The 15,032-nt window shown below is 55.8% G+C and carries 10 protein-coding genes, 4 tRNA genes and 1 pseudogene; all 15 read left to right on the top strand.

Features of this window, described 5'->3' with window-relative positions:
• Window positions 1–111 precede the first annotated feature (111 nt).
• The 15 genes and pseudogenes from birA to rpoC all read left to right on the top strand — a co-directional run bounded on the left by birA (window position 112) and on the right by rpoC (window position 14,832).
• Window positions 112–1,071 carry a bifunctional biotin--[acetyl-CoA-carboxylase] ligase/biotin operon repressor BirA gene (gene birA / locus AYR47_RS03855; protein ID WP_033900022.1) on the top strand — a complete coding sequence of 320 codons (960 nt, stop codon included), beginning with the start codon at window positions 112–114 and terminating at the stop codon, window positions 1,069–1,071.
• Window positions 1,061–1,810, top strand: a complete 750-nt coding sequence (locus tag AYR47_RS03850) for a pantothenate kinase (RefSeq protein WP_061434345.1) — start codon at window positions 1,061–1,063, stop codon at window positions 1,808–1,810. The genes birA and AYR47_RS03850 overlap by 11 nt, the downstream gene beginning before the upstream one ends.
• A 7-nt stretch (window positions 1,811–1,817) precedes the next feature.
• Window positions 1,818–2,264, top strand: a complete 447-nt coding sequence (locus AYR47_RS03845; RefSeq protein WP_033900026.1) for a hypothetical protein — start codon at window positions 1,818–1,820, stop codon at window positions 2,262–2,264.
• A 143-nt stretch (window positions 2,265–2,407) separates the two neighbouring features.
• Window positions 2,408–2,492 (top strand) — tRNA-Tyr (locus AYR47_RS03840).
• A gap of 24 nt (window positions 2,493–2,516) precedes the next feature.
• Window positions 2,517–2,590, top strand: a tRNA-Gly gene (locus tag AYR47_RS03835).
• Window positions 2,591–2,616: 26 nt separating this feature from the next.
• A tRNA-Thr gene (locus tag AYR47_RS03830) sits at window positions 2,617–2,692 on the top strand.
• A gap of 161 nt (window positions 2,693–2,853) precedes the next feature.
• A tRNA-Trp gene (locus AYR47_RS03825) sits at window positions 2,854–2,929 on the top strand.
• Between the two features lie 45 nt (window positions 2,930–2,974).
• Window positions 2,975–3,343 carry a preprotein translocase subunit SecE gene (secE, locus tag AYR47_RS03820; protein WP_003194658.1) on the top strand — a complete coding sequence of 123 codons (369 nt, stop codon included), beginning with the start codon at window positions 2,975–2,977 and terminating at the stop codon, window positions 3,341–3,343.
• Window positions 3,344–3,352: 9 nt separating this feature from the next.
• Window positions 3,353–3,886, top strand: coding sequence for a transcription termination/antitermination protein NusG (nusG, locus tag AYR47_RS03815; RefSeq protein WP_003176436.1), 534 nt, complete (start codon window positions 3,353–3,355; stop codon window positions 3,884–3,886).
• 117 nt (window positions 3,887–4,003) lie between these two features.
• Entirely contained in the window at window positions 4,004–4,435 is a 432-nt protein-coding gene (gene rplK / locus AYR47_RS03810) for a 50S ribosomal protein L11 (protein WP_003176435.1), read from the top strand.
• A complete protein-coding gene (rplA, locus tag AYR47_RS03805) occupies window positions 4,435–5,130 on the top strand; it encodes a 50S ribosomal protein L1 (protein WP_033900028.1) in 696 nt (231 codons plus the stop codon). The genes rplK and rplA overlap by 1 nt, the downstream gene beginning before the upstream one ends.
• A gap of 199 nt (window positions 5,131–5,329) precedes the next feature.
• On the top strand, window positions 5,330–5,830 hold the full coding sequence (gene rplJ / locus AYR47_RS03800) for a 50S ribosomal protein L10 (protein WP_016969477.1): 501 nt from the start codon (window positions 5,330–5,332) through the stop codon (window positions 5,828–5,830).
• 78 nt (window positions 5,831–5,908) lie between these two features.
• Entirely contained in the window at window positions 5,909–6,274 is a 366-nt protein-coding gene (gene rplL / locus AYR47_RS03795) for a 50S ribosomal protein L7/L12 (protein ID WP_003210093.1), read from the top strand.
• A 219-nt stretch (window positions 6,275–6,493) separates the two neighbouring features.
• Window positions 6,494–10,568: pseudogene (rpoB, locus tag AYR47_RS03790) on the top strand (DNA-directed RNA polymerase subunit beta).
• A gap of 64 nt (window positions 10,569–10,632) precedes the next feature.
• Complete coding sequence (gene rpoC, locus AYR47_RS03785) at window positions 10,633–14,832, top strand: DNA-directed RNA polymerase subunit beta' (RefSeq protein ID WP_033900032.1); 4,200 nt, start codon at window positions 10,633–10,635, stop codon at window positions 14,830–14,832.
• Window positions 14,833–15,032: the final 200 nt, after the last annotated feature.

Below are 15,032 nucleotides of genomic sequence, written 5' to 3'. Positions count from 1 at the left end.
AAAAACACAAAGGCGGCCATTTCGACGACCTTCAGTGCTAAGGTCCTGCGTTTCTATGCAATGACTCTGCGCATGGCTATCATGCGTGCCTCATTGTGAGGCGATATTTGCATGCTGACGCTGTTAAAACTTCTGAAAGATGGCCGATTCCACTCGGGTGAAGCGCTTGGCGCCGCCCTGGGTGTCAGCCGCAGTGCTGTCTGGAAGCAGCTCCAGCACCTGGAAGCAGAACTCAATCTGCCCCTCCATAAGGTGCGAGGTAAGGGGTATCAGTTGGCGTCACCGTTGGTGTTCTTGACTGCTGAAGATATTGCCTTGAATGCGCCCTCCCTGGCGTGGCCCATTCATATCTCTGACTCCGTTGACTCCACTAATGCCGAAGCCTTGCGCCTTGTTGATGGCGGTTGCGCGGCGCCGCTCCTGGTGCTTGCGGAGCAGCAAACGGCCGGCCGGGGTAGGAGGGGGCGGAAGTGGGTAAGCCCGTTCGCACAAAATATGTATTACAGCCTCGTATTGCGCATCGAGTCGGGCCTTCGGCAGTTGGAGGGACTGAGCCTGGTGGTGGGCTTGGCGGTCATGCAGACCTTGCGCGAGTCGGGTGTGCAGAACGTTACTCTGAAGTGGCCAAACGACGTTCTGGTAGGGCAGAAGAAAATTGCCGGGATTTTGCTGGAGTTGGTAGGAGACCCCGCTGATATTTGCCACGTTGTCCTCGGAATAGGCATCAACGTGAATATGCAGAGGGCTGACGAGGTGGACCAGCAATGGACTTCGGTTCAGTTGCAGACAGGTTCTCCGGCGAATCGCAATGCGATGGTGGCGCAGTTGGGGTTGCAGCTGCAGCGCTACCTTGAACGGCACCGGGAGGGTGGTTTTGTCGCACTCAAAGATGAGTGGGAGCAGAATCACGCCTGGCAAGGAAGGCCGGTGTCGCTTATCGCGGGTATCAGCCAAGTCGATGGCGTTGTACTGGGTGTAGACCACCAGGGGGCGCTGCGCTTGAGCGTCGATGGTGTTGAGAAAATATACAATGGCGGTGAGTTAAGCCTGAGGTTGCGTGATGATTCTTGAGCTCGACTGTGGGAATAGCTTTATCAAATGGCGTGTACTTGATGCCGACAGTGCTCACGCCTCTTCGGAAGGGATTGTTGGTTCGGATCTGGCTTTGATTGATAGCCTCATGGCGCTTCCCGGTTTGTTGCTGACGCGTTGCCGGCTGGTGAGCGTTCGTGCCCTGGAAGAAACAAGCAAGCTGGTTGCGGCCCTGCATGAGGCTTTCGGAGTTGCTGTCTCCTGTGCGGCTCCCGCGCGCGCGATGGCCGGAGTGCGTAACGGCTACGAAGATTTTGAGCGTTTGGGCCTTGATCGTTGGCTGGCAATGCTGGGTGGGTTCAAGTTGGCGCGCGGTGCTTGCCTGGTGCTCGATTTCGGCACCGCAGCCACGGCGGATTTCATCGCAGCGGATGGTGAGCACCTCGGTGGATTCATCTGTCCAGGTATGCCGCTCATGCGCAACCAACTGCGAACTCATACACGCAAGATACGGTACGACGACGCTGCTGCTGAAAGGGCGCTGGAGCGCCTCTCTCCAGGTCGTACGACCGTAGAGGCAGTGGAGCGAGGTTGTACGCTTATGCTTCGAGGGTTTGTACTCACTCAGTTAGAGCTGGCGCGAAGCTACTGGGGTGATGACTTCACTGTGTTCCTTACGGGAGGGGACGCCGATTTGGTGGCAGATGCGGTGCCACAGGCCCGACTCGTTCCAGATTTGGTTTTTGTCGGTTTGGCGATGGCTTGTCCTTTGTCTTGAGGTGAATATGCGTTGGTTGTTTTTGCTTTTACTTGTCCTCAACGCCTTCTACTACATCTGGCATCAGCAAGAAGCACCGTTGCGCGCCAAAGATGTCACGCCTCTGAGTCTTTACAAGGGGTCGCAACAGGACATTCGCTTGCTCAGTGAGTCGTCTGATGCGGTGACGCGCAGAGATCGTGCAAAAGCATCTGAGGCGCAGAATATGTGTTTGTACATCGGTGGTTTTGCGGACCAGCGGCAGGCGCAGTCTGTTGAGCAGCGCCTCACAAGCCTGGATATAAGGGTCACGGTCCAATTGCTCAATACTGCTGAAGCCTCTGGCTATTGGCTGCGCGTAGCCCCTGAAAGCCGACGCCTGGCTGAGGATCTGCCATTTGAAAACCTTGCTAAGGAATTCAATGAGTTAAAACATAAAATAATGTTGTGCGAAGGCGTTGCATCTCTCGAATAGTTTGCATAGAATGGCGCCCGCTTCGCAGTGAAGACCTTTAAGGCCTACAGTGTGAAGCGAAGGTCAACGCAGCTAACCTCATATTTTTAAATGAGAAAATGCTTGACAGAAGGTCGGCGTAATGTAAAATGCCGGCTCGCTTAGGAGGGGTTCCCGAGCGGCCAAAGGGATCAGACTGTAAATCTGACGTCTACGACTTCGAAGGTTCGAATCCTTCCCCCTCCACCATTTTTAGCGTGAGCTGCAAGCTCCGCGGGTATAGTTTAGTGGTAGAACCTCAGCCTTCCAAGCTGATGATGCGGGTTCGATTCCCGCTACCCGCTCCAAGTTTGCAGGTTGTGCAAGGTGTTTTGCTCTTGTAGCTCAGTTGGTAGAGCACACCCTTGGTAAGGGTGAGGTCAGCGGTTCAAATCCGCTCAAGAGCTCCATATAACAAGGCAGATATGAAAATATCTGCCTTTGTTTTAACAGCTGCCTCGGCTTGTTAGTGTTGCGTCTGGCTTTATCGTCGGGTGATTTCAAGTCTAGTGGGGTTGGTTGTTGTAAAGTCTTTTTCAGGCCTGCATAATGGTCGGCCTGATTTTGTTTTAGGTCAGTAGCTCAATTGGCAGAGCGACGGTCTCCAAAACCGTAGGTTGGGGGTTCGATTCCCTCCTGACCTGCCAGATTCACGTGGTGTATCTGGCTTTCTTTTCACAGGATCTTCATAGATGACTCCTAAGGCTGAAGCTCAAAGCTCTCGTTTCGATCTGGTCAAGTGGCTCGCTGTAGTTGCCTTGGTGGTCGTAGGCGTTGTTGGCAATCAGTACTATTCTGCTTCGCCGATCCTGTACCGTGTCCTCGCTTTGCTTGCCCTTGCTGCTGTAGCTGCCTTTGTAGGCCTGCAGACTGCTAAAGGCAAGTCTTTCGCGGTCCTGGTAAAGGAAGCTCGCACCGAAATCCGTAAAGTCGTTTGGCCGACTCGCCAAGAAACCACGCAGACCACGTTGATCGTTGTGGCTGTTGTTCTGGTTATGGCGTTGCTGTTGTGGGGGCTTGATTCCCTGCTCGGCTGGCTTGTTTCCTTGATTGTTGGCTAAGGGTGTCCCGTGGCTAAGCGTTGGTACGTTGTGCATGCTTACTCGGGTTACGAGAAGCATGTTATGCGCTCTTTGCTAGAGCGCGTAAAGCTGGCAGGCATGGAAGATGGCTTCGGCGAAATTCTGGTTCCCACTGAAGAAGTGGTTGAAATGCGGAATGGCCAGAAGCGCAAAAGCGAACGCAAGTTCTTCCCTGGCTATGTGCTGGTTCAGATGGACATGAATGAAGGTACTTGGCACTTGGTCAAGGATACCCCTCGTGTCATGGGCTTCATTGGCGGTACTGCTGATAAGCCTGCTCCTATCACTGACAAAGAAGCAGAAGCGATTCTGCGCCGCGTTGCCGATGGTAGCGACAAGCCTAAGCCGAAGACGTTGTTCGAGCCGGGTGAGGTTGTTCGTGTCACAGATGGTCCGTTTGCTGATTTCAACGGTACTGTCGAAGAAGTTAACTACGAAAAGAGCCGGATCCAAGTGGCAGTGCTCATTTTCGGTCGCTCTACTCCGGTAGAGTTGGAGTTCAGCCAGGTCGAGAAGGTCTAGCTGAGCAAGCATCCCAACCCCGCAGCCTTAGGCTGTGGGGTTTTGTCGTCACTGGGATAAACGCGCAAGTAACCGGGGAGCCTTTCGAGGCGTTTGAACCCGTAATTGGAGTGCCTCATGGCCAAGAAGATTACCGCTTACATCAAGCTGCAAGTGAAGGCCGCTCAGGCCAACCCTAGCCCACCCGTCGGTCCAGCTCTGGGTCAGCACGGCGTGAACATCATGGAATTCTGCAAGGCCTTCAACGCCCGTACTCAGGGTCTTGAGCCAGGTCTGCCGACTCCAGTGATCATCACTGTATACAGCGACCGTAGCTTCACCTTCGAAACCAAGTCGACCCCGGCTTCGGTTCTGTTGAAGAAAGCTGCTGGTCTGACTAGCGGTTCCGCTCGTCCGAACACCGTTAAGGTTGGCACCGTAACTCGTGCTCAGCTGGAAGAAATCGCGAAAACCAAAAACGCGGATCTGACTGCAGCTGATATGGATGCAGCCGTGCGTACCATCGCCGGTTCTGCTCGTAGCATGGGCCTTAACGTGGAGGGTGTGTAATGGCTAAGCTGACCAAGCGTCAAAAGGCTATCGCCGGCAAAATCGAAGCAGGCAAGGCCTACAACTTTGTAGACGCCGCTGCCCTGCTGGCTGAGCTGTCGACTGTCAAGTTCAGCGAGTCCGTAGACGTTGCTGTAAACCTGGGTGTTGACCCACGTAAATCCGACCAGGTCGTTCGTAGCGCAACTGTGCTGCCACACGGTACTGGCAAGACTGTACGTGTAGCTGTCTTCACCCAAGGCCCAGCAGCTGAAGCTGCTCTGGCCGCTGGTGCTGATCGCGTTGGCATGGACGACCTGGCTGCCGAAATGAAAGGCGGCGACCTGAACTATGACGTAGTTATTGCTTCCCCGGATGCAATGCGCGTTGTAGGTCAGTTGGGTCAGATCCTCGGTCCACGTGGTCTGATGCCTAACCCTAAAGTCGGCACCGTAACCCCAGACGTAGCCACCGCGGTTAAAAACGCCAAGGCGGGTCAGGTTCGTTATCGCACTGACAAAAACGGCATCATTCATACCTCCGTTGGCAAAGTCGGCTTCGATGCCGTCAAGCTGAAGGAAAACGTTGAAGCCCTGATCGCTGATCTGAAGCGTATCAAGCCAGCTTCCTCGAAAGGTATCTACGTCAAGCGCGTTACCCTGAGCACCACTATGGGCCCAGGTCTGGTCATCGACCAAGGCTCGCTGGACGTATAAGACACAGATCGGCGCGAGCGATCGCGCCGATTGAAAAAATTGGGGTCCCTGCCTGGCGGGGGCTATCCAAGACCGTAGGCGACGCAAGTCTTAAACCACAAGCCTACGCAGATGGTGCTCCCGGTTCCTTACCGAATCAGACACCAAAACGACATCCGGCTCCGGCCAGATGAAACGGTAACAAGCAGGAGTTAAACCCGTGGCAATTAATCTCGAAGACAAGAAGGCCATCGTCGCTGAAGTCAACGAGGCTGCCAAAGCTGCTCTGTCCGCTGTCGTGGCTGATGCCCGTGGTGTGACAGTAGGCGCTATGACCGGACTCCGTAAAGAGGCTCGTGAAGCTGGCGTATACGTACGTGTTGTACGTAACACCCTGCTCAAGCGCGCTGTTGCTGACACTGAATACAGTGTCCTCAACGACGTGTTCACTGGCCCGACTCTGATCGCGTTCTCCAAAGAACATCCAGGCGCTGCTGCCCGTTTGTTCAAAGAATTCGCCAAGAGTCAGGATAAGTTCGAGATCAAGGCAGCTGCGTTCGAGGGCAAGTTCCTCGCAGCTAACCAAATCGACGTACTGGCAACACTGCCGACCCGCGACGAAGCCATTTCGCAGCTGATGAGCGTGATTCAAGGCGCTACCAGCAAGCTGGCTCGTACTCTGGCTGCAGTTCGCGAGCAAAAAGAAGCTGCCGCAGCCTAAGGCTGAGCAACTTCTCTCGCGTATTTTTGTTTATTTCGATGGCCGCGTAGGCCGTCCCCCAATTCAGGAAATACAGCAATGTCTATCTCCCAAGACGATATCCTCAACGCCGTAGCTGAAATGTCGGTTCTGCAGGTTGTTGAGCTGATCAAAGCTTTCGAAGAAAAATTCGGCGTTTCCGCTGCCGCTGCTTCCGCTGGCCCAGCTGTTGCTGCTGTTGCTGCTGAAGAGCAAACCGAATTCAACGTCATGCTGCTGGAAGCTGGCGAGAAGAAAGTAAACGTGATCAAGGCAGTACGTGAACTGACCGGTCTGGGCCTGAAAGAAGCCAAGGCTGTAGTTGACGGCGCTCCTGCCCAGGTTCTGGAAGCAGTGTCGAAAGACGCAGCTGACAAAGCCAAAGCAGTACTGGAAGAAGCAGGCGCTAAAGTCGAGCTGAAGTAAGCATCGACCTTGCGTCTCCAGCCCAAGCGTTAAGCTGAAGGCTGATGGCTGGTGGCTCTTGCCACCGGCCTTTTTCCGTTCTTGGCTGTCGACTCGGTCGCCGCCATTAACGCGCTGTAGCCACCCGATGCGGTGGTGCAAACCATGGGGTTTGCAAGATTTTCTGGCTGCTCCCGTCGGGAGGGCCAAACAAGCAGGTGACCAAGCTGGGGAACGCTGATGGCTTACTCATATACTGAGAAAAAACGTATCCGCAAGGACTTTAGCAAGTTGCCGGACGTCATGGATGTCCCGTACCTTCTGGCTATCCAGCTGGATTCGTATCGTGAATTCTTGCAGGCGGGAGCGACCAAAGATCAGTTCCGCGACGTGGGCCTGCATGCGGCCTTCAAATCCGTTTTCCCGATCATCAGCTACTCCGGCAATGCTGCGCTGGAGTACGTCGGTTATCGCCTGGGCGAACCGGCATTTGATGTCAAAGAATGCGTGTTGCGCGGTGTTACTTACGCCGTACCTTTGCGGGTAAAAGTGCGCCTGATCATTTTCGACAAAGAATCGTCGAACAAAGCGATCAAGGACATCAAAGAGCAAGAAGTCTACATGGGCGAAATCCCATTGATGACCGAGAACGGTACCTTCGTTATCAACGGTACCGAGCGTGTGATCGTTTCCCAGCTGCACCGTTCCCCGGGCGTGTTCTTCGACCACGACCGCGGCAAGACGCACAGCTCCGGCAAACTCCTGTACTCCGCGCGGATCATTCCGTACCGCGGTTCGTGGTTGGACTTCGAGTTCGATCCGAAAGACTGCGTGTTCGTGCGTATCGACCGTCGTCGTAAGCTGCCGGCCTCGGTACTGCTGCGCGCGCTCGGTTACACCACTGAGCAAGTGCTGGATGCCTTCTACACCACCAACGTATTCAGCCTGAAGGATGAAACCCTCAAGCTGGAGCTGATCGCTTCGCGTCTGCGTGGTGAAATTGCCGTCCTGGACATCCAGGATGAAAAAGGCAAGGTCATTGTTGAAGCTGGCCGTCGTATCACTGCGCGCCACATCAACCAGATCGAAAAAGCCGGTATCAAAGAGCTGGAAGTGCCTCTGGACTACGTCCTGGGCCGCACGACCGCCAAGGTCATCGTTCACCCGGCTACAGGCGAAATCCTGGCTGAGTGCAACACCGAGCTGAACACCGAGATCCTGGCCAAGATCGCCAAGGCTCAGGTCGTTCGCATCGAGACCCTGTATACCAACGACATCGACTGCGGTCCGTTCATCTCCGACACGCTGAAGATCGACTCCACCAGCAACCAATTGGAAGCGCTGGTCGAGATCTATCGCATGATGCGTCCTGGTGAGCCACCTACCAAAGACGCTGCCGAGACCCTGTTCAACAACCTGTTCTTCAGCCCTGAGCGCTATGACCTGTCTGCGGTCGGCCCGGATGAAGTTCAACCGTCGTATCGGTCGTACCGAGATCGAAGGTTCGGGCGTGCTGTGCAAGGAAGACATCGTCGCGGTACTGAAGACCCTGGTCGACATCCGTAACGGCAAAGGCATCGTCGATGACATCGACCACCTGGGTAACCGTCGTGTTCGTTGCGTAGGCGAAATGGCCGAGAACCAGTTCCGCGTTGGCCTGGTACGTGTTGAGCGTGCGGTCAAAGAGCGTCTGTCGATGGCAGAAAGCGAAGGCCTGATGCCGCAAGACCTGATCAACGCCAAGCCTGTGGCTGCGGCGGTGAAAGAGTTCTTCGGTTCCAGCCAGCTCTCGCAGTTCATGGACCAGAACAACCCGCTCTCCGAGATCACCCACAAGCGCCGTGTTTCTGCACTGGGCCCGGGCGGTCTGACCCGTGAGCGTGCTGGCTTTGAGGTTCGTGACGTACACCCGACGCACTACGGTCGTGTTTGCCCGATCGAAACGCCGGAAGGTCCGAACATCGGTCTGATCAACTCCCTGGCCGCTTATGCGCGCACCAACCAGTACGGCTTCCTCGAGAGCCCGTACCGTGTAGTGAAAGACGCTCTGGTCACCGACGAGATCGTGTTCCTGTCCGCCATCGAAGAAGCTGATCACGTGATCGCTCAGGCCTCGGCCACGATGAACGACAAGAAAGTCCTGATCGACGAGCTGGTAGCTGTTCGTCACTTGAACGAGTTCACCGTCAAGGCGCCGGAAGACGTCACCTTGATGGACGTATCGCCGAAGCAGGTAGTTTCGGTTGCTGCGTCGCTGATCCCGTTCCTGGAGCACGATGACGCCAACCGTGCGTTGATGGGTTCCAACATGCAGCGTCAAGCTGTACCGACCCTGCGCGCTGACAAGCCGCTGGTAGGTACCGGCATGGAGCGTAACGTAGCCCGTGACTCCGGCGTTTGCGTCGTGGCTCGTCGTGGTGGCGTGATCGACTCTGTTGACGCCAGCCGTATCGTGGTTCGTGTTGCCGATGACGAAGTAGAAACTGGCGAGGCCGGTGTCGACATCTACAACCTGACCAAATACACCCGCTCGAACCAGAACACCTGCATCAACCAGCGTCCGCTGGTGAGCAAGGGTGATCGCGTCCAGCGTAGCGACATCATGGCCGACGGCCCGTCCACCGACATGGGTGAACTGGCACTGGGTCAGAACATGCGCATCGCGTTCATGGCATGGAACGGCTTCAACTTCGAAGACTCCATCTGCCTGTCCGAGCGTGTTGTTCAAGAAGACCGTTTCACCACGATCCACATTCAGGAACTGACCTGTGTGGCACGTGACACCAAGCTTGGGCCAGAGGAAATCACTGCAGACATCCCGAACGTGGGTGAGGCTGCACTGAACAAGCTGGACGAAGCCGGTATCGTTTATGTAGGTGCTGAAGTAGGCGCAGGCGACATCCTGGTCGGTAAGGTCACTCCGAAAGGCGAGACCCAACTGACTCCGGAAGAGAAGCTGTTGCGTGCCATCTTCGGTGAAAAAGCCAGCGACGTTAAAGACACTTCCCTGCGTGTACCGACCGGTACCAAAGGTACTGTCATCGACGTACAGGTCTTCACCCGTGACGGCGTTGAGCGTGATGCTCGTGCACTGTCCATCGAGAAGACCCAGCTCGACGAGATCCGCAAGGACCTGAACGAAGAGTTCCGTATCGTTGAAGGCGCGACCTTCGAACGTCTGCGTTCCGCCCTGGTAGGCCACAAGGCTGAAGGCGGCGCGGGTCTGAAGAAAGGTCAGGACATCACCGACGAAATCCTCGACGGTCTTGAGCACGGCCAGTGGTTCAAACTGCGCATGGCTGAAGATGCTCTGAACGAGCAGCTCGAGAAGGCCCAGGCCTACATCGTTGATCGTCGCCGTCTGCTGGACGACAAGTTTGAAGACAAGAAGCGCAAACTGCAGCAGGGCGATGACCTGGCTCCAGGCGTGCTGAAAATCGTCAAGGTTTACCTGGCAATCCGTCGCCGCATCCAGCCGGGCGACAAGATGGCCGGTCGTCACGGTAACAAAGGTGTGGTCTCCGTGATCATGCCGGTTGAAGACATGCCGCACGATGCCAATGGCACCCCGGTCGACGTCGTCCTCAACCCGTTGGGCGTACCTTCGCGTATGAACGTTGGTCAGATCCTTGAAACCCACCTGGGCCTCGCGGCCAAAGGTCTGGGCGAGAAGATCAACCGTATGATCGAAGAGCAGCGCAAGGTCGCAGACCTGCGTAAGTTCCTGCACGAGATCTACAACGAGATCGGCGGTCGCAACGAAGAGCTGGACACCTTCTCCGACCAGGAAATCCTGGATCTGGCGAAGAACCTGCGCGGCGGCGTTCCAATGGCTACCCCGGTGTTCGACGGTGCCAAGGAAAGCGAAATCAAGGCCATGCTGAAACTGGCAGACCTGCCAGAAAGCGGCCAGATGCAGCTGTTCGACGGCCGTACCGGCAACAAGTTCGAGCGCCCGGTTACTGTTGGCTACATGTACATGCTGAAGCTGAACCACTTGGTAGACGACAAGATGCACGCTCGTTCTACCGGTTCGTACAGCCTGGTTACCCAGCAACCGCTGGGTGGTAAGGCTCAGTTCGGTGGTCAGCGTTTCGGGGAGATGGAGGTCTGGGCACTGGAAGCATACGGTGCTGCTTACACTCTGCAAGAAATGCTCACAGTGAAGTCGGACGATGTGAACGGTCGTACCAAGATGTACAAAAACATCGTGGACGGCGATCACCGTATGGAGCCGGGCATGCCCGAGTCCTTCAACGTGTTGATCAAAGAAATTCGTTCCCTCGGCATCGATATCGATCTGGAAACCGAATAACACGTGACGCGAATCGAGAGCGGGGCTGTTTAGCCCGCTCTCTGCTCCGCCAGGAGGAAAGGCCTTGAAAGACCTACTGAATTTGCTGAAAAACCAGGGTCAAGTCGAAGAGTTCGACGCCATCCGTATTGGATTGGCATCGCCTGAGATGATCCGTTCGTGGTCGTTCGGTGAAGTTAAAAAGCCGGAAACCATCAACTACCGTACGTTCAAACCTGAGCGTGACGGCCTGTTCTGCGCCAAGATCTTTGGCCCGGTAAAGGATTACGAGTGCCTGTGCGGTAAGTACAAGCGCTTGAAGCACCGTGGTGTGATCTGCGAGAAGTGCGGCGTTGAAGTTGCACTGGCCAAGGTTCGTCGTGAGCGCATGGCGCACATCGAACTGGCTTCGCCGGTTGCCCACATCTGGTTCCTGAAATCGCTGCCGTCCCGTATCGGCTTGCTGATGGACATGACCCTGCGTGATATCGAACGTGTTCTCTACTTCGAGAGCTATGTCGTTATCGATCCAGGCATGACCACTCTTGAAAAAGGTCAGCTGCTGAACGACGAGCAGTACTTCGAAGCGCTGGAAGAGTTCGGCGACGATTTCGATGCCCGCATGGGTGCCGAAGCTGTCCGCGAACTGCTGCACGCTATCGACCTGGAACACGAGATTGGCCGTCTGCGTGAAGAGATTCCGCAAACCAACTCCGAAACCAAGATCAAGAAGCTGTCCAAGCGTCTGAAGTTGATGGAAGCCTTCCAAGGTTCCGGTAACTTGCCAGAGTGGATGGTGCTGACCGTTCTGCCGGTTCTGCCGCCAGACCTGCGTCCGCTGGTACCGTTGGACGGTGGTCGTTTCGCGACGTCCGACCTCAACGACCTGTACCGCCGCGTGATCAACCGTAACAACCGCTTGAAGCGCCTGCTTGATCTGTCCGCTCCGGACATCATCGTGCGCAACGAAAAGCGTATGTTGCAAGAAGCTGTCGATGCCCTGCTCGACAACGGTCGTCGTGGCCGCGCTATCACCGGTTCGAACAAGCGCCCTCTGAAATCCCTGGCTGACATGATCAAGGGTAAGCAAGGTCGTTTCCGTCAGAACTTGCTCGGTAAGCGTGTTGACTACTCCGGTCGTTCGGTAATTACCGTAGGCCCGACCCTGCGTCTGCACCAGTGCGGTCTGCCTAAGAAGATGGCACTTGAGCTATTCAAGCCATTCATCTTCGGCAAGCTGGAAATGCGCGGTCTCGCGACCACCATCAAAGCGGCCAAGAAAATGGTCGAGCGCGAACTGCCAGAGGTTTGGGACGTTCTCGCTGAAGTGATCCGCGAACACCCGGTTCTCCTCAACCGTGCACCGACCCTTCACCGTCTGGGTATCCAGGCGTTTGAACCGGTACTGATCGAAGGTAAGGCTATCCAGCTGCACCCTCTGGTCTGTGCTGCGTACAACGCCGACTTCGACGGCGACCAAATGGCCGTGCACGTACCGCTGACACTGGAAGCCCAGTTGGAAGCGCGCGCGTTGATGATGTCGACCAACAACATTCTGTCGCCAGCCAACGGTGAGCCAATCATCGTTCCGTCGCAGGACGTTGTATTGGGTCTGTACTACATGACCCGTGAAGCGATCAACGCCAAGGGCGAAGGTCGTGTATTCGCTGACCTGCAAGAAGTTGACCGTGTGTTCCGTGCCGGCGAAGCCGCACTGCACGCCAAGGTCAAAGTGCGGATCAACGAAACCGTCAACGACCGTGATGGCGGCAGCGTGAGCGGCACCCGTATCGTCGACACTACTGTCGGCCGTGCGCTGCTGTATCAAGTTGTGCCAAAAGGTCTGTCGTACGACGTCGTCAACCTGCCGATGAAGAAAAAGGCGATCTCCAAGCTGATCAACCAGTGCTACCGCGTGGTTGGTTTGAAAGAGACCGTGATCTTCGCTGACCAGTTGATGTACACCGGTTTTGCCTATTCGACCATTTCCGGCGTTTCCATCGGTGTTAACGACTTCGTTATCCCGGATGAAAAAGCTCGCATCATCGCGGCTGCAACCGATGAAGTGAAAGAGATCGAAAGCCAGTACGCCTCCGGCCTGGTAACCCAGGGCGAGAAGTACAACAAGGTGATCGACCTTTGGTCGAAGGCAAACGACGAAGTTTCCAAGGCGATGATGGCCAACCTCTCGAAAGAGAAAGTCATCGACCGTCACGGCGACGAAGTTGACCAAGAGTCCTTCAACTCGATGTACATGATGGCCGACTCGGGCGCACGGGGTTCTGCTGCGCAGATCCGTCAGCTCGCCGGTATGCGTGGCCTGATGGCCAAGCCGGACGGCTCCATCATCGAAACGCCGATTACCGCGAACTTCCGTGAAGGTTTGAGCGTACTTCAGTACTTCATCTCGACTCACGGTGCTCGTAAAGGTCTTGCGGATACCGCGTTGAAAACCGCTAACTCCGGTTACCTGACGCGTCGTCTGGTAGACGTTGCACAAGATCTGGTTGTAACCGAGATCGATTGCGGCACCGAGCACGGCCTGCTGATGACGCCGCACATTGAAGGCGGTGACGTTGTAGAGCCACTGGGTGAGCGCGTATTGGGTCGTGTTATTGCCCGTGACGTATTCAAGCCAGGCACCGAGGAAGTTATCGTTCCTGCCGGCACCCTGGTAGATGAGAAGTGGGTCGAGTTCATCGAACTCAACAGCATCGACGAAGTGATCGTTCGCTCGCCGATCAGCTGCGAAACCCGCTACGGCATTTGTGCCAAGTGCTACGGCCGTGACTTGGCTCGTGGTCATCAGGTGAACATCGGTGAAGCGGTCGGCGTTATCGCTGCCCAGTCCATTGGTGAGCCGGGTACCCAGCTGACCATGCGTACGTTCCACATCGGTGGTGCGGCAAGCCGGACCTCCGCAGCCGACAGCGTTCAGGTGAAGAATGGCGGTACTGTCCGTCTGCACAACCTGAAACACGTTGAGCGAGTGGATGGCCACCTGGTTGCTGTGTCCCGTTCCGGTGAGCTGGCAATCGCTGATGACTACGGTCGTGAGCGCGAGCGTTACAAGCTGCCGTACGGTGCTGTGATTTCGGTTAAAGAAGGTGACAAGGTCGACGCTGGCGCAATCGTGGCCAAGTGGGATCCGCACACTCACCCAATCGTTACCGAAATGAAAGGTACCGTGACCTACGTGGGCATGGAAGAAGGCATCACGATCAAGCGTCAGACTGACGAATTGACCGGTATGACCAACATTGAAGTACTCGACGCGAAAGATCGTCCAGCTGCCGGTAAAGACATCCGTCCTGCCGTGAAGATGGTCGATGACAACGGCAAGGACTTGTTGCTGCCAGGCACTGACGTAATCGCTCAGTACTTCCTGCCAGCCAACGCCCTGGTCGGTGTAGCGGATGGTGCGAAGATCGCGATCGGTGATGTTATCGCGCGTATCCCGCAAGAAACTTCGAAGACCCGTGACATCACCGGTGGTCTGCCGCGTGTTGCCGACTTGTTCGAAGCTCGTCGTCCGAAAGAAGCGTCGATTCTGGCTGAAGTCAGCGGCACCATCGCGTTCGGTAAAGAGACCAAGGGCAAGCGCCGTCTGGTCATTACCCCGAACGACGGTACCGATCCGTACGAAGAGCTGATTCCGAAGTGGCGTCACCTGAACGTCTTCGAAGGCGAACAGGTAAACCGCGGCGAAGTTATCTCCGACGGCCCGAGCGATCCACACGACATCCTGCGTCTGCTGGGTGTGAGTGCGCTGGCCAAGTACATCGTTAACGAGATCCAGGACGTTTACCGCCTGCAAGGCGTGAAGATCAACGATAAGCACATCGAGACCATCCTGCGTCAGATGTTGCGTAAAGTTGAAATCGCTGAATCCGGCGATTCCAGTTTCATCAAGGGCGACCAGATGGAACTGACTCACGTACTGGTAGAGAACGAGCGTCTGGGCGCGGAAGACAAGTTTGTCTCCAAGTTCACCCGCGTGCTGCTGGGTATCACCAAGGCGTCGTTGTCCACTGAGTCGTTCATCTCGGCGGCCTCCTTCCAGGAGACCACTCGTGTACTGACCGAAGCAGCGGTAACCGGCAAGCGCGATTACCTGCGCGGCCTGAAAGAAAACGTGGTTGTGGGTCGTTTGATCCCAGCCGGTACCGGTTTGGCTTACCACAGCGAGCGTAAGCGTCGCCGTGATGCTGACAAGCCGCTGCGCGTAAGCGCCAGTGAAGTGGAAGCTGCACTGACCGAAGCGCTGAACTCTAGCGGTAACTGAGTTCTGCACTAGATAAGTCTGGGCCCCGGCAGCCCCATTCGTCGGATCGAGGCTTTTTTGCCCCGGTTCGGTGAGTGGGGATGTCGGGGCCTTGCCTTGACTGGGGGCAAGATCCTCTTTAGACTCTTGTACCCCTAAATTTGGCGGGAATTCGTTCCTGCCATTTTGCTTTTCTTGCAAGACAATAGCGTCGCAAGACA

It is taken from the genome of Pseudomonas azotoformans (genome assembly GCF_001579805.1).
Lineage (GTDB): Bacteria > Pseudomonadota > Gammaproteobacteria > Pseudomonadales > Pseudomonadaceae > Aquipseudomonas > Aquipseudomonas azotoformans_A.
The sequence above is the reverse complement of the archived record's forward strand: the minus strand, read 5'-3'. Positions and strand labels throughout refer to the sequence as shown.